The following is an 18,197-nucleotide window of genomic DNA, read 5'->3' on the forward strand; positions in this document are numbered from 1 at the left end:
CCAGGCGCCAGGGCCCGGCAACGGCCGGCTCCGGCGGCGGCGCGGGTGGCGATGCGGGTGGCGGAGCGGGCAAGCAGGAACGGGGACGGGATCCGGACACGGCAACCAGCCGAACCAGCTCACAGTAGTTCATCTGTACCAGATTCAGACCAGAATCTGCATCGGCAGGCCCGTGCCGTCGAGGTCGCCGCCGAGGCGCAGGGCCGTGCCGGCCTCGATGCGCGCGGCGCTCCACAGGGCCGCCAGGGCATCGAGGATGTCGTCATCGGCCACCTGGCGGCGCAGGAAACGGGCGCGGATCGCGGCCGCCGCCCCCGGAAAAATCCGCTCCACCAGGGCCAGGCGATCGGCGGCGCCGGCGGCGCTCCTCTTGGGGTGCGGCATCGGCACACCACCGTTCCACTCGCGGAAACACAGCTCCGGGTGCACCTCCACCAGGCAGCGGGCCTGGCCTGGATCGCGCTGCAACCAGGCGTCCACCTGGCGCACCTTGGCGAGGATGTGGAACGCCTGCTTGCTGAGCTTGCAACCCTGGGCCGCCTGGGACAAGGCACAGGCCTCCGGGTAGCTGGTGGCGGCCAGCACGCCGCGCAGGGGCGCTGAAAAGACACTGCTGCGGCGGGGGCCCAGCAGGCGGCGGGCTTCGCGATCGCAGCGGCGGGGCCCGGCTTCGGGCAGACCGATGGGGATGTCGATGGCGGTGAGGTGCCAGCCCGGCCCCTCCAGCAGCTCAAGGGCGGAGGGGAACAGCCGGGCGGTGACGGGCTCCCCCGGTCCCTCGCAGGACACCGCCAGCCAGCCGGCCCGGCAGCCATCCACCCCGCGCAAGCCCTGCATGCCGTTCCGTCCGTGCTGGGGAGGCGATCCTGGCGCGCGGCTGTTGGCCGCGGCCCTCAAGGCCCTGGGGCAATCCATTCCAGCCGCCGCACGCTGCGCCGCAGCACCTCCACCAGCTCGCCGCGCATCAGCAACCCCGTCCCGCCCCACACCAGGCGCAGGGCAAGATCGAGCGGACCGGCGCCGAGGTCGCGCAGCGGCATGAAGCCAAGTCGCTCGAAATAGCGCACCAAGCGGCGGTGCTGACGCGGATCGTCGCGGATGGCGAGCAGGCGCGCCTGGCGGCAGGGCGTGCACTCCAGGGCCCAGGCGCCGGTGGCGGCCCAGATCAAGGGGCCCACCGCGGCGGTGTCCTGTCCCTGCACCCGCATGGTGTCGAGCTGCAGGCCCGCGGCCGTGGGGAGCGCCCAGCCCTTGAGCTCCCCCAGCAGCAGGGGAGGCTGCTGCGGCCGCGAGCGGGCCACCACCACCCGCAGGCCCCGGATCCCCAGACGGTCGGACACCTGCAGGCGCAGAAGCAGGCCGCCGCCTGCGGCACGGCGTTCCAGATCCGCCAGGGAGGGCAGCGCTGCCAGGGCCGGCAGCGCTGACGGGGAGGCAGGGGCCATCGCACCGGCAGCCAGACCAGGCCATCCTGACGGCGGGCCGCCGCGCAGGTGTCAGACCAGCCGGGAACCGCTGGCCCGCCGGCGCTGCTCCGGATCGAACACCGCGGCGATCGAGCGGATCAGCCAGCGGCCCTGGGACGTGACCTCGACCAGGCCCTGATCGCCCTGGCGCTGCAGCTGCACCAGGCCATCCGCGGCCAGGGCCTGAAGGTCGTGCCACTCCTGCGCGAAACCCTCCAGGGGCAGCGCAACCCGGAAGCGGCACATCACCTCCTGAATCAGCCGGCGCCGTTCCAGCACCGCCGGATCGCGCACCACCAGGCCCCGTTCCACCGGCAGGCGACCGGCCTCGAGCGCGGCGTAGTAGGCGCGCAGATCACGCAGGTTCTGGCTGAACAGATGGGGGAACTGGCTGATCGCCGTGGGGCCCACCCCCAGCAGATCGAGCTCACCACCGGTGGTGTAGCCCTGGAAGTTGCGGTGCAGCCGGCCCTCGCGGGCCGCGACCGCCAGGCTGTCGCCCGCCAGGGCGTAGTGATCCATGCCGATAGCGTCGTAGCCGGCGGCGGCGAGCAGCTGGCTGGCGGACTCCAGCATGGCCAGCCGCTGGTGCTGGCTGGGCAGATCCTCGGCCGCGATCTTGCGCTGCAGGGGCAGTTGCTGCGGCAGATAGGCGAAGGAGAACAGGGAGATGCGATCGGGCCGCAGCTCCCGCACCAGCTCCAGGGTGGTGCGGAAGCGCTCCGGTGTCTGCAGCGGCAGGCCGCAGATCAGATCCACGTTGACGCTCTCGAACGAGGCCTCCCGCATCCAGGCCATCGCCCGGCGGAGCTGCTCGACGGGCACCACCCGATTGACCGCCTTCTGTACCTCGGGATCGGCATCCTGGATGCCGAAGCTGATGCGATTGAAGCCGAGCCGGCGCAGGCCGAGCAGCTCGTCACGGCTGAGGAACTCGGGATTCACCTCGATCGAGGCCTCCAGATCGGTGGCGAGATCGAAGTGCTGATCCAGCAGCTCCCACAGCTGCCCCTGTTCCGCCGGCGTGAGGTAGTTGGGGGTGCCGCCGCCCCAGTGCAGCTGCCCCACCCGCCGCCGCTGGCCCGCGGCGGCCCCGATCAGCTGCAGCTCCCGCTCCAGCGCCTGCAGATAGGGGCCCACCACCCGGGAGCCGGCCTGGGTGGTGACCCGGTTGCAACCGCAATACCAGCAGGCATGGCGGCAGAAGGGCACATGGACATACAGCGACAGGGGTTCGGCAGCGGGCCTGGCCAGCTGGGCCGCCAGATCGGCGGCGCCCACCGCCTCCGAGAAGGAGGCGGCGGTGGGGTAGCTGGTGTAACGCGGCACCGGCTTGTCGTACTTGAGCAGCAGCGCGATCGGGGTGGAAACCGAGGGCTTGGCGGCAGAAACGGAACGGGATGGCGCGAACGTCATCAGATCGGGGGCTAGGGGAGCGAAGGGTGCGGCGAGAGCGGATGGGGAACGGCTGGACAGCGGCGCTCCGCTCAGACCAGCTCGCCCAGTTCGGCCAGCAGGCGCTGGGTGGCGAGGAAGGCGTCCTCCGCTTCCTGCAGCAGCTCCTGCTCCTGGGACTCGCTGAGCCGCAGCTGCTCGAAGCCGTCGTGGAGACCCTGCTTGAGCTCACTCAGGGGCCGGTCGAACTGCCAGAACTCCACGGCAGGCAGGCCGTGGCGGCGCAGGATGGCATTGGCCTGCTCGCTGAGCTGCTGCCCGCCGGAGAGATCACCGCCGTAGCGCACATACACGTGGGCGAGGAAGCGGTGGGGCGCGGTCTCAGCGAGGGTGGAGAGCTGCTCGAGCCAGGAGCTGGCGGCGGCAGACGGAGACGTGGCGGGAACGGCCGCAGCCTCCAGCTGGGCCAGGTCATGGCCGAGGGCGGCGCTGCGAGCCAGATCAGCCCAGGGCAGCGTGGCCCCGAGGGCCTCCGCCAGGGCCGGCCCCCGCCGCTCGATCAGGGCGTAGGCGGGTGCCAGGGCCCGCAGCAGGGCGGCCAGCTGCAGCGGACTGGCTTCTCCGGCCAGCAGCGAGCGGGAGAAGGCCATGCCTTCCGCTTTGTGGTGCGCGGCGCCGATGCGGCCATGCAGCCGCCGGACGCGTGGCCCGAACCCCTTGCGCATCACGGCATCGGCAGGCCGGGCATGGTCCGAGATGGACCCGGGGATGGCAGCAGTCATGGGCGGACACGCCGAAAGCGACGAAGCAACAGTCAAACTGTATAACGCTACTGTTGTTACGCAGAAAAATTGTTACATGGCTTCCGGGGCGCCGGCCTCACTCGCCCCACATCCGCAGCAGGTTGGTGTAGCTGCGGCAGAGCAGATCGAAGATCTCCCCCTTGCCCTGCTGCTGAAACAGGGCCCGCCGCGCCGCGTCCAGCTCAAACAGCAGTTCCCGCTGTTCACTGCTGCGGATGCGACTCTGGATCCAGCCCACCGCCACCAGGCGCTCACCGGCGGTGACCGGCTCGACCCGATGCAGCAGGGTGCTGGGATACACGATCGCCTGGCCTGAGCCGAGACGCACGCGCTCCTCCCGATCCGGCGACTCCAGCACCAGATCACCACCCTCGTAGGCCGCTGGATCGGTGAGGGCCACCGTGAAGGACAGGTCAGAGCGACCACCGGCCATGAAGGCGTTATCCACGTGGCGCCCATAGCCCTCGCCAGGGCCGGTGAGGCTGAACAGCACCCCATGGACATGCAACGGCAGGGCCGCCGAACGCACCAGCGGATCGGCCAGCAGGGCCTCCCGCACCTGAGCCTCCAGCTGGTGATGCAGGTCGGAGCCCCGCTCCAGCTGCCGGTTGCGTTTCACCCCGCGGGCATGCCAACCGGCGGTTTCGGCACCGGGCCGCCAGGGAGCGTCGTCGGCCCGCAGCGCCTCAGCCAGGGCACGGGTCGCCTCAGGGCTGAACAGGGGCTCGACAATGAAGCGCATGAACGGAGGCCGTCGGTGGATCCCACCATGCTTTGCCGTTGGATCACGCCGCGCTGTGCCTGTTGATCCGCGCCACTGCGGCGGTTGATCACGTCAGCCAGGCCGATGGATCACGACCTGCTCCGCCCAGCAGCCACCGCCGGGCGCGGTCTCCTCAAGAATGGTGGCCAGCCGCACCACCTCCATGGCCCGCCCCAGCATCGCTCTGTTTCTTGCCACCGCCGGCCTGATGGCCGGAGCCGTGGGCTGCGGCAAGGCACCCGACTCCGGCAGTGGCGGCGAAGAGTCGTCCGGCATGAGCACGCCGGCTCCGCAGACCGCACCGAAGATGCAGAAGGAAGCGATGGGCGAGGGGGCGATGCAGGGCAAGACCAAGGATCAGGAGATGCACGGTTCAGATGAAGGCGGTGAAGGCGGCGAAGGCGGCGAGGAGTGAGCCAGAGGCGGCCGCAGCGCCGACCCGAACAACGGGAACAGGCCAGACGACTGAGGGGCCTGCTCACGATCACCGAGGCACAGAGCGGCTTCCGCCACTGGCGAGAGCCCTACCTGCTGATGCTGTCCGTGTCGTGGCCCCTGTTCCTGGGGCTGATCACGACGCTGTACCTGCTGATCAACCTGCTGTTCGCCGCGCTGTACCGGCTGGATCCGGCCGGCATCGGCGGGGTTTCAGGCGGAGGCGCGGCCAGTTTCGCGGACGCCTTCTTCTTCAGCGTCCAGACCCTGGGCTCGATCGGCTACGGCGTGCTCCACCCCAGCAGCCTCACCGCCCACCTGATCGTGACCGCCGAGGCGCTGACGGGGCTGATCTTCATCGCCCTCACCACCGGCCTGGCCTTTGCCCGCTTTTCCCGCAGCTCGGCCCGGATCCGTTTCTCCAGCCTGGCGGCGGTGCATCCCTACAACGGCGTTCCCACCCTCACCTTCCGGGTGGCCAATGAGCGACGCAACACCATCCTGGGAGCGAATCTGAAGGCCTACCTCAGCATCGACGAGCGCAGCAGCGAAGGCCACCGGATGCGGCGACTGCATCCCCTGCGCCTCAGCCGGGAAGACGGCATCGCCTTCACCCTGGCCTGGACGGCGATGCATCCGATCAACCGCGACAGCCCCCTGTGGGGACTGGGTCCCGACCAGCTGGCGGTGGACCATGCCGAGGTGGTGGTGTCCTTCAGCGGCACCGACGGAATCCTGGAGCGTCCGATCCACGCCCACGCCAGCTATCCGGTCGACTGCATCGCCTACGGGCGCTGCTTCGTGGACATGGTGGAAACCGACGGTGCCCGGGCGGTGATCGACTTCTCCCGCTTCCACCAGACGCGCGCCTGCCCGATGCCAGACCCCGGGGAAGAACGGGCGGAGGAAGGCTGACCGTTCAGTCGAGCCGTGTCGGCTGCCTAGGATCAGTCCTGCTGTGAGCTGATTTCTGATCCCTCTTCGCCGCCGGCTGGCCTACGGATGTGGCCCCGTTCTGATCATCCTCAGCCATCTGGGCTGCCTGCTACTGCTGAGCACGGGCCTGGAGCTGGGAGCAGCGCTGTGGGCCGTGGGGCTGTATCTGGCGCGGATGCTGGCCACCACGGCGATCTACCACCGGCTGATCACCCACGGCAGTTACCGGGCACCGCGGCCGATCTGGTGGCTTGGCTCCCTGGTGGCGGCCTCCGCCGGACAGATGGGACCGAGCTGGTGGAAGGCCCATCACCAGCAGCACCATCGCCATGTGGACACCCCCCGCGACCCCCACAGCCCCCTGCAGCCGGCGACGGGCTGGTGGCATGGCCTCTGGCGTTCCCAGGCGGGCTGGCTGCTGAGCAGCAGCTTCTTCCCCGAACAGCTGCCTGCGGATGTGGAAGCCGATCCGGTGTTGCGGGCGATCGACCGCTTGCACATGCTGCCGGTGCTGGCCCTGGCGGGCCTCTCCTACGCCCTGGGCGGCCTGCCCTGGCTGGCGGCCTTCTGCCTCAGCACCACGGTCCTGTTCCACGGCGTGGCGACGGTGAACTCCGCGGCCCACCTCTGGGGAGAGCAGCCCTTCGAGAGCGGCGATGCCAGCCGCAACAACCGCTGGGTCGCCCTGATCACCCTGGGTGAGGGTTGGCACAACCTGCACCACGCCTTCCCCTCCTCAGCCCGCCAGGGCCTGGGCCTGCGCCAGGGCGAACCGGTTGTCCTGCCCGATCCCACCTATCGCTTCATCCTGCTGCTGAAGCAGCTGGGCCTGGCCAGCCAGCTGCGCCTCCCCTCCGACCAGGCCCTGCGGGCCCGTCGCCGCCAAAGCGGTGGCAGCACAGCTGACCTGATCCGACTGGACAGCCATCAGGCCAGCCGCATGCGGGCCTGACGCCGAAGCCCGGGCGAAGCTTCAGCTTCAGGGACGAGGAGCCAGGAACGGAGGCCCAGGAGCTCGAGAGATCAAAAGCTCAGGGGGTTCGAGCCGGAGGGGATGGATAGGGAGGTCGACCGGACGAGATGCTCATAACATGACTACATATTTCGTGAGCAAACGCATCATTCAAGCAGTAGATTCGTAGAGCTTGCATACAGCGACGCCGTTGCATGATTTCCTCGGACAGTTACACCTAGCATCGCGCCGGCCATGACTGTTGCCATGTGCCCTCCCCTAGCCCTTTTGCCATTCTTCGCATGACCCTGGTCAGAGCGCCCCAGCTGGGCATTGATCGCTTCGCCAATGATCGCGACAAGGAAAGCTGGTCGCACGCCTCATCCGAGGACCGAAGCACCATCATCCGGGCGGTCTATCGGCAGGTTCTCGGCTATCAATACGTGATGGCCAGCGAACGGCTGAGCGCCGTGGAATCCCTGTTCCGCAACGATTACCTCAACGTCCGCGAGCTGGTGCGGGCCGTCGCCAAGAGCGGCCTCTACCGCAGCCGCTTCTTCGAGAACAGCAATCCCTACCGTTTCATTGAGCTCAACCACAAGCATCTGCTCGGCCGGGCTCCCCAGAACAAGGCGGAGATGCTGCATCACTTCACAATCCTGCAGGAGCAGGGTTATGATGCAGAGATTGATTCCTACATCGATAGCGTCGAATATCAGGAGCGTTTTGGTCAGGATACCGTTCCCTATCTGCACGGCTGGGATTACTCCAAGGGCCATGAGGGCCGCCAGTTCTCCTGGCTGATGCAACTGGCCCGTGGCGCCGCCGCCTCAGCCAAGGGCGACGCCTCCGGCAACCAGTTCCGGCTTGGGAAAGCCCTCCATCAGGATCGGGCTCTGCCCGTCCAGGGTTCGGCACCCCGAGTGGTGATTGTCTCCACCGAAGGACCGTTCCAGGCCCTGGTGAGCACGACCCACGATCTGGGCGAGTCGTTCGAGTCCGGTGAGTTCCGCAGCACCCCCACCCAGAGCCATCGCCGCGAAGCCCTGCGGGTGGATGCCGGCAGCCGCAGCAGCGACGCCTCTGGCCGCGTGGTGACGATCACCGCCACCGGCATCGCCGACAATTCCTACGTCCGCAGTGGTGCCTACGTGCTGCGGATTCCCTTCAGCCGCATGAATGAAGCCCTGCGTCGGGTCAATCGCCTCGGCGGCCGGGTTGTGGATGTAGCGGTGAGCTGAGAGCTGCTGCCCAGGGTCGCCAACAACACCTGAGCAGTGGGGGCTCCCCGATGGCGGGAGCCCCTCAACCAAAAGTTTTCGGCGCGTCGTCATGCTTCGGGCCAGCACATCTGGTGCCCGCAGCTCTGGCATCAGCACCAACAACGCTTATGGTGTCAACGAGAATCCCGTGAATCCACCCAGCAATCCTGCCACTGCACCGGTGAGCAGGCAAGCCAGCGTGGAGGCCAGCAGCACGCGCCAGGCCAGTGTTCCCACCACTCCCTTCTGCTCGGGCGCCAACGCACACAACCCCCCCACAAAGATTCCCAGCGAGGGGAGATGGGCAAAGCCGCAGAGTGCGTAAGCGAGGATCACCACCGAGCGCGGATCGCTCCATTGGCCCGCCTGCAGGCTGCTGGCCAGGCTGACGAACGCAGGCACCTCCGTGGCCACCAGCCGCAACGCCAGCAGTTCCGAAGCTGGTACCGCGTCGCTGAAGGGCACTCCGATCATCCACACAAACGGAACAAACACCCAGGCCAGCAGGGATTGCAGCGTGACCTGCGGCTGGCCGAACCAGCCGCCCACCCAGCCGATGCCTGAATTGGTCAAGGCGAGCAGTCCAACGAAGGCAATCAGCACGGCCGTGATGCCCACGGCCAGCTTCAGGCCATCGTTGGCGCCCTGGGTGATGGCCTCCACGCTGCTCCCATAGCGCACCTCTTGCACCGGCTCGGGCAGCAGCGGCCGTGATTCGCTGGCTGGTACAGGCAGCCGCACCAGCGGTGCCGGCACGAGGAGGCGCGCCATCATCACTGCCGCCGGAGCACTCAGCAGGTTGGCCGTGATCAGATGGCCGGCAATGCCCGGAAAGTGGGGCTGGAGCACACCCACATACAGCCCCAGCATGGTGCTGGCGATGGTGGCCATGCCGGCGGTGAGTACCACCGCCAGTTCATGCGGCTGGGCAGTGGCCAGATAAGGGCGAATCGTGAGCATCGATTCAATCCCCACAAACACATTGCTGGCGGTCACGGTTGCCTCCACGCCTGTGATTCCCAGGCTCCGGCGGAAGAAGCGCGCCAGAGTGGCAATCACCCTCTGCATGACCCCCAGGTGATAGAGCAGAGCCGTGAGAGCTGCGAAAAAAATGGCAATCGGGAAGGCCTGGAAGGCCAGGATCAAGCCCAGGCTGCCCTGTTCGCCCGCGGGCACCGCCAGCGGGCCAAACACGAATTCAGCACCCGTGCGGGCAGGCGCCAGTAGCGCCACCACAGCCCCATTCAGCCAGGAAAACACCACCCGGCCGAACGCCAGCTGAAACAGCAACACCCCAAGCCCCAGCTGGGTGGCCAGGGCCACCCCGATCAGCCGCCAGGGCGTGGCCCTCCGATCCTGCGAGAACAACCACGCCACCAAGAGCAGCAGTGCAATTCCGAGAGTTCCTCGCACCGCCTGCCAGAGCATGGTCCTTTTGCCACGGGTGCTGTAGCGGCGTCAACTTAAGGCGGCGCGGCCCATGCTGCGGCCATGGCTGCGATGGCAGAACATTGGAGATCGACGAAGCAGTCGCCCTTGAAGCCCCTGACGCAGGCCAGGCCAGCAACGGATCAACGGGTTGAAAAGTCTCCATGCCGATTCGCGTCCTGTCACCAGGGCTCGAAACAGTCGAACAACGGCGCGAAGGCATGGTCAGGATGGGCCTTGAGAGGGCGGTCGATGAGGATGGAACGCCAGGTGCCGATGTATTCCGTGAGGCAGAACGAATCCAGCACCCAGCTGAGCGGAAACCAGGTGATCGGTCGCTTGGTGCCGAGGCTGGGCAGATCGATCTCGATGCCTTCGGCCATCAGGGCACGGTTGAGAAAGCCTGCATGGCGCGCCTCATCGAGGGCCATCAGGTTGAACAGGCGGCTGAGCTCCGGACGGCCAGCCTTCTGCAATCGGCTGGAGAGCTCCTTGAACAGCAGAAAGCCGGAAAATCCAATACGCACGACCGCACCAGATCACTCTCTTGGTCCTCCGTCTCCGCTGCTGAACGATGACCCAGCCGGTTCAACGGCGCCTTGCGATCAACGTGCTCGCGGTTGTCATCGGCCTCCATCGCGCCGAGCATGGAATGGACTCGAAGCCGGGGCGAGGGCGAGGGCGCGACCGGAACGGCCGGGCTGTGCCGGGTTGGGACAGGACAACTTGAAACAACGTCATCGCAATACAACGTCTTCCCAGTTTTCTTGAAACAGCAGAGCGCGTTGACCAGATGATGGAGATCCACGCTAGGCTTGGACTCCAGCCATCGCCGCCTGTTGCGGCCCTCTCCGCGATGGACGCCCTCGCCGAATACTTCAAGGTCTTTTCCGAACCCAACCGGCTCGCCGTGCTCGACGCCCTGCGCGCCGGACCGCTCAACGTGACGGCCGTGGTTGAGAAGACAGGCCACAGCCAGGCCCTGGTATCGAAACACCTCAAGCTGCTCACCATCGCCGGTGTGGTGCGGCGACGGCCGGAGGGAAGCCTGGTGTTCTACGAGGTGATCGATAAAAGCGTGTTCAAGTTGCTGGCCCGCGCCGAAAAGTTGATGCTCTCGGCGAAGCGCCAGCAGCTCGACGCCCTGGCGGCGATCCTCTGACAGGCTGCCGAGCTGCTGTGTCGTCTCCCTCCTCTGCAGACGTGCCTGTCTCGCCAGGTCTGCCCACCGATCTTGAAAGCCTGCGCCAGGCCCTCGCCGCTGGAGATCGGCAGTTCCCGGGCCTGCAACTCCGTGATCTCGATGGTGTCGATCTCGACCTGAGCGACTGTGACCTCAGCGGCGGCACCTTCCAGGAAGCCCGCTTCGGCCGCAGCCGCTGGCAACGGGCCCGGGTGACCGGTTGCCGTTTCCAGGGGGCCCTGCTCTGGGGAGCGGATCTTTCCGGGCTGCAGGCCGCGGGTTCCTTCTGGCACGACGCCGATCTCTCCGGCGCCCGGCTCCAGAACGCCGACTTCTCCGGGGCCCTGATGCACCGCTGCTGCCTGCGGGGGGTGGTGGCAGCCGGCAGCCACTGGCGCGACACCCGCCTGGTGGAGGCCGATTTCCGCAGCGGCCTCGACCAGCTCACTGATCTGGGCCGCGCCGATCTGCGGGGTGCCGATCTCAGCTATGCCCAGCTGCAGGGCTCCCAGCTGCACGGCGCCGACCTGCGCGGCGCCTGCCTCTACGGCGCCTGCCTCTACGGCGCCAACCTCTCGGGCGCCGATCTGAGTGAAGCCGATCTGAGCGGCTGCGACCTGCGCGACACATCCCTGGCCAGCGCCCGGCTCGACAAGGCCGTCCTCAGCGGCACCCTGCTGCCCGACTGAACGCCCGCTGATCACCTGACCTCAGAGACCTCGCCCAAGTGAGTTCGCCTGATTGACATAGCTTGAGGCCCAGCGATAGGCATCGAGAGCTCCCCTGCCATGAGCGACCACTTCGATCTGATCGTGCTCGGTGCCGGCTCCGGCGGCCTGGCCGCCGCCAAACGGGCCGCGTCCTATGGCGCCCGCGTGGCGATCGTGGAAGGGGATCGGGTGGGCGGCACCTGCGTGATCCGCGGCTGCGTGCCCAAGAAACTGCTGGTCTACGGCTCCGCCTACAAGCACCTGCTGGCCGATGCGGCCAGCTACGGCTGGTCGATGGGAGAGGTGCGCCACGACGCCGGCACCCTGCTCGCCAACGTGCGCGCCGAAGTGGATCGGCTCAACCAGTTGCACATCGGCCTGCTCGAGAAGGCGGGGGTGGAGCTGGTACGTGGCTGGGGCCACTTCCTCGATTCCCACAGCGTCGCGGTGACGGCAACACCAGCCACGCTCCGGGACCAGTCCTCGGAAACGGATCCGGCCCCCGGCAGCCCTCCCCGCATCCTGCGCGGTGAACGGATCCTGATCGCCGTGGGGGGCCGACCCACCCGCCCGCTGATCCAGGGGGCCGAGCATTGCTGGGTGAGCGACGACCTGTTCCTGCTCGAATCCTTGCCGGAACGGGTCGTGATCGTGGGTGCGGGCTTCATCGCCTGCGAATTCGCCTGCATCCTCAATGGGCTCGGCGTCCAGGTGACCCAGCTGGTGCGCGGTGATCACCTGCTGCGCGGCTTTGATCTGGAGGCCGCCCACGCCGTGCAGGAGGGCATGGAAGCGGCCGGCATCGACATCCGCTTCGCCCACAGCCCCGCCCAGATCGCAGGAGAGCCGGGGGCCCTGGTGGTGACAGCCCAGAGCGGCGAACAGATCGCCTGTGGTGGGGTGTTGCTGGCCACCGGCCGCCATCCCTATCTGGAGCCTCTGCACCTGGATGCGGCCGGCGTGGCCACAGACAACGGCCGGCGCATCCCGGTGGACAGAAACCAGGCCACCAACGTGCCCCATATCTACGCGGTGGGAGATGCCACCGACGTGATCAACCTCACCCCGGTGGCGGTGGATGAGGGGCGCGCCTTCGCCGACTCGGTGTATGGCGGCAAACCGAGGCAGGTGAACCATGACCTGGTGGCCAGTGCCGTGTTCAGTCAGCCGGAACTGGCCACGGTGGGCCTGAGCGAAGAGGAGGCGATCGCCCGCTGCGGCCCTGAGGGCCTGCGGGTGCATCGGGCCCGGTTCCGCCCCATAGCCCAGGCCCTGCCCGCTCGAGGTCCGCGGGTACTGCTCAAACTGGTGGTGGAGGCGGCCACCGACAGGGTCCTGGGGGTTCAGATGGTGGGTGAGCACGCCGCCGAGATCATCCAGATGGCCGCCATTGCGATCGGCATGGGAGCCACCAAGGCGGACTTCGACCGAACCATGGCCCTGCACCCCAGCGTGTCTGAAGAATTCGTGACCATGGCCAACTGAGCCTGTCAACCGGCACGCTGCAGCGGCAGCAGACCTTTGCGCAGATCATCCGCCAGCAGGATGGTCACCGGCGCCACCAGCATCCAGGGCAGCCAGGCGGCAGGAAAGGGGGCCATGGCGAACAACTCCGCCAGGGCCGGCGTCAGGATCAAGGCGGCGGTGAGGGCCAGCTCAGCCATGACCCCAATCCAGAGCAGGGGATTGTCCCGCCAGGCCGGCAACGACCAGCCGCTGCTCCGCTCCCTGCGGCAGGCCAGCAGCACCCCCACCTGGGAGAACACGATCAGACAGAAGGCCACGGCCGAAGCCTGCCGCTGCAACCAGAGCAACTCGGCTGGAGCACTGCGATGCAACAGGGCCGGCGCCAGCTGCCGCAGCGCCGCCAGATCAAAGCCAGCCCCCTGCCACACCAGCAGATAGCCCCCCATGGCCAGCACGGCCTCGATCAAGCCGAGGAACAGGTAAGCCCGCAGCAACAGGGCTCCGCTCAGCAACGGCGTATCCCGCTTCCGCGGTGGTCGGCGCATGCCACCGGCCTCCGGTGGCTCCGCCCCCAGACCCAGGGCCGGCAGCAGATCGGTGCCCAGATCCACCGCCAGGATCTGCAGCACCGTGAGGGCCGCGGGGATGCGCAGCGCCACCATCGCCAGGAACGGCAGGATCTCCGGCACGTTGGAGGCGAGGATGTAGGTGAGAAATTTGCCGATATTGCTCACCACGGCCCGCCCGTAGCGGATCGCCTCGATGATCGTGGCGAAGTTGTCGTCCAGCAGCACGATGTCGGCCGCTTCCCGGGCGACATCGGTGCCATTGCATCCCATCGCCAGGCCCACATCGGCGGCTCGCAGGGCCGGGGCATCGTTGACACCGTCGCCGGTCACGGCCACCACCTCCCCGAGGGCGCGATAGGCCTGCACCAGCCGTAGCTTCTGCTCTGGAGCCATCCGGGCAAACACCAGGCGGGTGCGGAATTTGAGCAGCTGGCGCAGCTGCACATCACTGATCCGGGCCAGGGCGTCACCCTCGATCACCCGCACCGGATCCGCCTGACGGACGGCGCTGGGCTCAAGCAGGCCGATCTGCTGGGCGATGGCCTGGGCGGTCACGCCGTAGTCGCCCGTCACCATGGTGACCTTGATGCCGGCCTCGCGGCAGCGCCGGATCGCCTCGGGCACCTCCGGCCGTGGGGGGTCGTACAACCCCAGCAACCCCACGAACACCTGCTGCTGCTCCACAGCCTCACTGGCATCCGTGCCGGACCCGCCATCGTGGGGCGGCAGCCGTATCGCCACGGCGATCACCCGGTAGCCCTGGCTCGCCAGCCGGTCATTGGCCTCGCGGATGCGGCGACGCTCGGGCTCCAGCAAGGGGATCGGACCCGCCGCAGCCATGCCCGACACGCAATGGTCGAGCACTTCCAGCGGCGCCCCCTTGGTGATAACCAGAGCCTGAGACTCCAGCCAGCCCCAGCCCTTTCCACCGGACTGCCAGCCCGGGCCCGCCTCCACCACCACGCTCATGCGACGGCGGTGCGAATCAAACGGAATCTCCTGGCGGCGGGGATGGAGCTGGGGCAACCGCTCGGGGTTCAGTCCGGCCGCATCGGCCGCCACCAGCAGGGCCGCCTCGGTGGGATCGCCCACCACATGCCGGGCCGGGGCCAGCTCGAGATGGGCGTTGGAACACAGGCACGACCAGACCAGCAACCAGTTGTGCAGCAGCGGGTCCGGGTACGGCAGCCAGGTGTCCTGCACTGCCATGCGATTGCAGGTGAGGGTGCCGGTCTTGTCGCTGCAGATCACGCTCACCGACCCGAGCGTTTCGATCGCCGACAGACGCCGCACCAACGCGTTGCGCTGGGCCATGCGGCGCACGTTCAGGGCCAGGGCGAGGGTGACGCTGGGGAGCAGTCCCTCCGGCACATTCGCCACCAGGATCCCCACGGCGAACACCAGGCCCTCCAAGGGCCCCATGCCGACAAACACGAGGCTGAGACCGAACACGAGCAGCCCCATCGAGACCGCGATCGTGGTGATCACCCGCACGATGCGGGCCACCTGCCGTTCGAGGGTGCTGGGGCTGCGTTCGGTGCTGGCCGTGAGGTGGGCCACCTGACCGAACTCGGTCTCGGCGCCGGTGGCATAGACCACGGCGATGCCACGGCCGGCGGTCACGGTGGTGCCGGCCAGCACCAGATTGGAGCGCTCGCGCGTGGGGATCGGATGGTCACTGCGCTCCGGCGGCAGCGTTTCGGCCTGACGGGCCACCGGCAGGGATTCGCCGGTCAGAACCGACACATCCAGATAAAGCCGGATCGATTCGAGCAGGCGCCCATCCGCCGGCACCTGATCGCCTTCCTCCAGGGCGACCCGATCGCCTGGAACGAGCTGATCGGCCTGGCAGGTCTGCAGCTGACCATCGCGCCACACCTGCACCTGGCGGGGCAGGGCGCGCGTCAGGGCAGCCAGGGTGCGTTCAGCCTGGAATTCCTGCCAGAAGGAGAACGCCCCGTTGATCAGCACCACGGCCCAGATCGCCCAGCCGAGGGCCGGGGTCCCTGCAACAAAGGCCAGGCCGCCGGCGATCCAGAGCAACAGGGCCATGAAATGCACCAGCTGATCCACGAACCGCAGCCAGAGGGAGCGGCGACGCAGGGCCGGCAGACTGTTGGGCCCGAAGCGCTCCAGTCGCCGCAGAGCCTCGGCGCTGCTCAGCCCGGTCGGGGTGGTCTGCAGGGCGTCGCACACCTCGCTCTGCGGGAGCGACCAGATCGGCTGGGCGGCGGAGAGCAGCACGAAGCCTGAGCGGCAGGGTGATCCAAGAGTGGATCGCCAGACTCACGGCGTCAGTGCCATCGGGCAGTGCCTTTTTGAAGCTCAGGAGACGTCGATGCCCCAGGCCTGGCGGATCGCTGGATTGGTCAGTTCCCAGGCGTGCTCGGTGGGAACCACGGCAGCCCGATGCCGAGCCGGCTGAAGCTCGCGGCGCTCCATCTCAGCGTGCAGCAGGCTGATGAAGCGTTCACTCTCCTGGCGCAGCAGGGCCACATGGGCGGCACCGCCGGCCGCCGCGCGCATCTCTGGCTTGCTGGCACAGAGATCCAGACCCTGCAGATGCTCTTCCAGCCAGACCGCCTCGTATTGGAGCATCGAATCGCTGCAGTCGTGCAGCTGCCGTTCGTAGGCAGTCAGGTGCCCCTCCAGCTGGGCCGGCGGCGTGGCTGGAGAAGGCGCCTTTGCATTGAGGCGCTGCATGATCTCGCGGAGATGGCTCATGCCTCGGCTGCAGACGGAACAATCGGTTTGTTGGGAGGGTAGGAGCGGCCGTCAGCTCCGCGACCCAGGCGGTGCCATGCCGTTACGGAAGCCATGATCGACTGAAGCCGCTCCAGACCAGGCCGGTTCTGACCGAAATCCGTCGTGACCAGGCCTAACCCAGCAGATCCTTGCGGATCTGGTGGATGCGGCTGAGCAGCTCGGCGCGCTTCTGCTGCCGCAGGGCGTTGCGGGCGAGAAAATTAAGCACCGCCACCAGACCGACCAGCTCCAGCAGGCCACCAATCAAGGGCAACTCATCGATAGCCTGCAAGGTGGCACCCGTGAGCTTGAGCGCCACACCGGCCACCACGGCCAGGAGCAGCAGCCGCGCCACCGGCAGCAGATCCTCGAAGGACTTCAGCTGGGATGCTCCAAGCTTGCCCAGCACCTGATTGAGAAACTGGAGCGGCAACCGCAGGGCCTCTGCGGCAGAGGTTTCGGCCGCTGCCCCTGCTGGCTGCGCTGGCCGCGGGGCCAGGGGCGCGGGCTCAGCCACCGGAATCACAGGATGGATCGCCTGCACCACAGGCTTCTCAGGCAGATCCTCCAGAACGGGGGCGGGGGCAGGGCTCGCCACCGGGACAGCCGTCGCAGACATGACCTCAACGTGAACATCCCCCTCTCTGGCGGCTTCGGGCGCTGACGCGATGGCCGCAACAGGGTTCTCGAGCGGCGGGGCCTTCAGCTCAGAACCGGACTGCAGCTCAGCGACAGGCTCCGGCGACGGCTCCGCTGACGGCACCGGCTCAGCGCCAGTCCCTGGCACACCCGCTGAAGGCTGGTGCATCTCGGGCTCAGAGGGAGCTGACTGCGCTGGCTCAGACGACTCGGCTGGTGGATGAAAAGCTTCTGGCTGAGCATCAACTGGTTGCGCTTCAGCTGGTTGCGCTTCGACAGGTTGCGCTTCGACTGGAAGACCAGCTGGGGAGTCGTTCTCCGGCATCGGACCTTCGGCTGCGACGGATCACCCCCTTATACAAGGCCTCTCCCGCACCCTTCATCGGTGTCAACACGGGTTGGTTCAGACCGCCAGGCCACGCTCGTTGAACACGCCTTCGAAGAGGGCCGAACTGAGATAGCGCTCACCGGAATCGGGAAGCACCACCACGATCGTCCTGCCGGCGAAAGCCTCCTCCCGCGCCAGCCGCAAGGCAGCAACGGTGGCCGCTCCGCAGGAAATGCCGGCCAGGATGCCTTCCTCACACATCAGACGGCGCGCCATGCCCATCGCGTCGTCGTCGCTCACGGTTTCGACGCGATCGACCAGATCCAGATCCAGGTTGTCGGGCAGGAAACCGGCCCCGATGCCCTGGATCTTGTGGGATCCGGGCTGCAGCGGCAGGTTGGCCTTCGCCTGGCTGATCACCGGACTGTTGACCGGCTCCACCGCCACCGAGACCAACGGCTGGCCCAGAGTGGTCTTGATGTAGCGGCTCACGCCGGAGATCGTGCCGCCGGTGCCGACCCCCGCCACCAGAACGTCCACCTCGCCATCAGCGTCGTTCCAGATCTCGGGGCCCGTGGTGTCGTGGTGAATCTGGGGATTGGCGGGATTGCTGAACTGCTGCAGCAGCACGTAGCGATCCGGATCAGACTCGGCCAGCTCCTTGGCAGCCCCGATCGCCCCGCCCATGCCCAGCCGCCCCTCGGTGAGCATCAAACGGGCGCCATAGGCCGTAAGCAGCTTGCGCCGCTCCAGGCTCATGGTTTCCGGCATGGTGAGCGTCAGGGGAATTCCGCGCGAGGCCGCCACAAAGGCCAGGGCGATGCCGGTGTTACCGCTGGTGGGTTCGATCAGTTCCTTGCCCTGACCCAGCCGTCCGGCCTGCTCGGCCTGCCAGATCATGGCCGCACCGATGCGGCACTTCACCGAATAGGCGGGATTGCGCCCCTCGATCTTGGCGAGAACCCTCGCCCCGCAACCGGCCGTGACCCGGTTGAGCTGCACCATCGGGGTATTGCCGATGCTGAGGCTGTTGTCGGTATAGATCGGGCTCATCCGCCGGTACCAAATCCGCTGGCACCCTAGGCAGCCCCTTTTCGGATGCCTTCAGCAGGAGCA

The 18,197-nt window shown here is 67.6% G+C and carries 18 protein-coding genes; 7 read left to right on the forward strand and 11 right to left on the reverse strand.

From position 1 onward, the window contains the following. Nucleotides 1-144: 144 nt before the first annotated feature. The 5 genes from VB777_RS15425 to VB777_RS15445 all read right to left on the reverse strand — a co-directional run bounded on the left by VB777_RS15425 (nt 145) and on the right by VB777_RS15445 (nt 4,406). Nucleotides 145-837 (reverse strand): DUF429 domain-containing protein, encoded by a 693-nt coding sequence (locus VB777_RS15425; RefSeq protein WP_323250026.1) that lies wholly within the window; start codon nt 835-837, stop codon nt 145-147. 56 nt (nt 838-893) lie between these two features. Further along, complete coding sequence (locus tag VB777_RS15430) at nt 894-1,445, reverse strand: hypothetical protein (protein WP_197155033.1); 552 nt, start codon at nt 1,443-1,445, stop codon at nt 894-896. Nucleotides 1,446-1,496: 51 nt separating this feature from the next. Continuing rightward, complete coding sequence (gene hemN, locus VB777_RS15435; protein ID WP_323250028.1) at nt 1,497-2,882, reverse strand: oxygen-independent coproporphyrinogen III oxidase; 1,386 nt, start codon at nt 2,880-2,882, stop codon at nt 1,497-1,499. Nucleotides 2,883-2,953: 71 nt separating this feature from the next. Further along, the gene (locus VB777_RS15440) at nt 2,954-3,643 is read right to left on the reverse strand and encodes a biliverdin-producing heme oxygenase (RefSeq protein ID WP_197170052.1); all 690 of its coding nucleotides are present in this window, start codon (nt 3,641-3,643) and stop codon (nt 2,954-2,956) included. Nucleotides 3,644-3,740: 97 nt separating this feature from the next. Next, nucleotides 3,741-4,406 carry a Fe2+-dependent dioxygenase gene (locus VB777_RS15445; RefSeq protein ID WP_197155027.1) on the reverse strand — a complete coding sequence of 222 codons (666 nt, stop codon included), beginning with the start codon at nt 4,404-4,406 and terminating at the stop codon, nt 3,741-3,743. Between the two features lie 184 nt (nt 4,407-4,590). Between VB777_RS15445 and VB777_RS15450 the strand changes: the two genes are divergently transcribed. From VB777_RS15450 to VB777_RS15465, 4 genes are all read left to right on the forward strand, one after another. Further along, nucleotides 4,591-4,842 (forward strand): hypothetical protein, encoded by a 252-nt coding sequence (locus VB777_RS15450; RefSeq protein WP_197155025.1) that lies wholly within the window; start codon nt 4,591-4,593, stop codon nt 4,840-4,842. Continuing rightward, entirely contained in the window at nt 4,839-5,777 is a 939-nt protein-coding gene (locus VB777_RS15455) for an ion channel (RefSeq protein ID WP_322757093.1), read from the forward strand. The genes VB777_RS15450 and VB777_RS15455 overlap by 4 nt, the downstream gene beginning before the upstream one ends. Before the next feature lie 175 nt (nt 5,778-5,952). Beyond that, nucleotides 5,953-6,750: an acyl-CoA desaturase gene (locus VB777_RS15460; RefSeq protein WP_322757094.1), complete on the forward strand. Its 798-nt coding sequence runs from the start codon at nt 5,953-5,955 to the stop codon at nt 6,748-6,750. Between the two features lie 302 nt (nt 6,751-7,052). Then, nucleotides 7,053-7,991, forward strand: coding sequence for a phycobilisome rod-core linker polypeptide (locus VB777_RS15465; protein ID WP_197159233.1), 939 nt, complete (start codon nt 7,053-7,055; stop codon nt 7,989-7,991). Nucleotides 7,992-8,138: 147 nt separating this feature from the next. Here the strand turns inward: VB777_RS15465 and VB777_RS15470 are convergent, their stop codons facing one another. Both VB777_RS15470 and VB777_RS17510 read right to left on the reverse strand, forming a co-directional pair. Further along, the gene (locus VB777_RS15470) at nt 8,139-9,440 is read right to left on the reverse strand and encodes a NupC/NupG family nucleoside CNT transporter (protein WP_323250032.1); all 1,302 of its coding nucleotides are present in this window, start codon (nt 9,438-9,440) and stop codon (nt 8,139-8,141) included. Between the two features lie 182 nt (nt 9,441-9,622). After that, nucleotides 9,623-9,967, reverse strand: a complete 345-nt coding sequence (locus VB777_RS17510; RefSeq protein WP_416238375.1) for a ferritin family protein — start codon at nt 9,965-9,967, stop codon at nt 9,623-9,625. Between the two features lie 329 nt (nt 9,968-10,296). Between VB777_RS17510 and VB777_RS15480 the strand changes: the two genes are divergently transcribed. From VB777_RS15480 to gorA, 3 genes are all read left to right on the forward strand, one after another. Continuing rightward, a complete protein-coding gene (locus tag VB777_RS15480) occupies nt 10,297-10,602 on the forward strand; it encodes a metalloregulator ArsR/SmtB family transcription factor (protein ID WP_323250034.1) in 306 nt (101 codons plus the stop codon). 41 nt (nt 10,603-10,643) lie between these two features. After that, the gene (locus VB777_RS15485; protein WP_323250036.1) at nt 10,644-11,312 is read left to right on the forward strand and encodes a pentapeptide repeat-containing protein; all 669 of its coding nucleotides are present in this window, start codon (nt 10,644-10,646) and stop codon (nt 11,310-11,312) included. A gap of 99 nt (nt 11,313-11,411) precedes the next feature. After that, entirely contained in the window at nt 11,412-12,818 is a 1,407-nt protein-coding gene (gene gorA, locus VB777_RS15490) for a glutathione-disulfide reductase (RefSeq protein ID WP_323250038.1), read from the forward strand. Between the two features lie 5 nt (nt 12,819-12,823). On the opposite strand, the gene VB777_RS15495 is transcribed toward gorA, so the two are convergent. The 4 genes from VB777_RS15495 to cysK all read right to left on the reverse strand — a co-directional run bounded on the left by VB777_RS15495 (nt 12,824) and on the right by cysK (nt 18,134). Next, a complete protein-coding gene (locus VB777_RS15495; protein ID WP_323250040.1) occupies nt 12,824-15,613 on the reverse strand; it encodes a cation-transporting P-type ATPase in 2,790 nt (929 codons plus the stop codon). A gap of 81 nt (nt 15,614-15,694) precedes the next feature. Next, complete coding sequence (locus tag VB777_RS15500; protein ID WP_197155004.1) at nt 15,695-16,093, reverse strand: hypothetical protein; 399 nt, start codon at nt 16,091-16,093, stop codon at nt 15,695-15,697. A 154-nt stretch (nt 16,094-16,247) separates the two neighbouring features. Beyond that, entirely contained in the window at nt 16,248-16,712 is a 465-nt protein-coding gene (locus tag VB777_RS15505; protein ID WP_197155003.1) for a CAAD domain-containing protein, read from the reverse strand. A gap of 444 nt (nt 16,713-17,156) precedes the next feature. Beyond that, entirely contained in the window at nt 17,157-18,134 is a 978-nt protein-coding gene (gene cysK, locus VB777_RS15510; RefSeq protein ID WP_197170045.1) for a cysteine synthase A, read from the reverse strand. Between the last annotated feature and the right edge of the window lie 63 nt (nt 18,135-18,197).

This window comes from Synechococcus sp. CCY9202 (genome assembly GCF_034931685.1).
In the GTDB taxonomy this organism is placed as follows: Bacteria; Cyanobacteriota; Cyanobacteriia; order PCC-6307; family Cyanobiaceae; genus CBW1002.

Coding starts and splice junctions, on each gene's coding strand:
- VB777_RS15425 (WP_323250026.1), bottom strand. CDS start 837: ATGCAGGGCTTGCGCGGGGTGGATGGCTGCCGGGCCGGCTGGCTGGCG.
- VB777_RS15430 (WP_197155033.1), bottom strand. CDS start 1,445: ATGGCCCCTGCCTCCCCGTCAGCGCTGCCGGCCCTGGCAGCGCTGCCC.
- hemN (WP_323250028.1), bottom strand. CDS start 2,882: ATGACGTTCGCGCCATCCCGTTCCGTTTCTGCCGCCAAGCCCTCGGTT.
- VB777_RS15440 (WP_197170052.1), bottom strand. CDS start 3,643: ATGACTGCTGCCATCCCCGGGTCCATCTCGGACCATGCCCGGCCTGCC.
- VB777_RS15445 (WP_197155027.1), bottom strand. CDS start 4,406: ATGCGCTTCATTGTCGAGCCCCTGTTCAGCCCTGAGGCGACCCGTGCC.
- VB777_RS15450 (WP_197155025.1), top strand. CDS start 4,591: ATGGCCCGCCCCAGCATCGCTCTGTTTCTTGCCACCGCCGGCCTGATG.
- VB777_RS15465 (WP_197159233.1), top strand. CDS start 7,053: ATGACCCTGGTCAGAGCGCCCCAGCTGGGCATTGATCGCTTCGCCAAT.
- VB777_RS15470 (WP_323250032.1), bottom strand. CDS start 9,440: ATGCTCTGGCAGGCGGTGCGAGGAACTCTCGGAATTGCACTGCTGCTC.
- VB777_RS15480 (WP_323250034.1), top strand. CDS start 10,297: ATGGACGCCCTCGCCGAATACTTCAAGGTCTTTTCCGAACCCAACCGG.
- gorA (WP_323250038.1), top strand. CDS start 11,412: ATGAGCGACCACTTCGATCTGATCGTGCTCGGTGCCGGCTCCGGCGGC.
- VB777_RS15500 (WP_197155004.1), bottom strand. CDS start 16,093: ATGAGCCATCTCCGCGAGATCATGCAGCGCCTCAATGCAAAGGCGCCT.
- cysK (WP_197170045.1), bottom strand. CDS start 18,134: ATGAGCCCGATCTATACCGACAACAGCCTCAGCATCGGCAATACCCCG.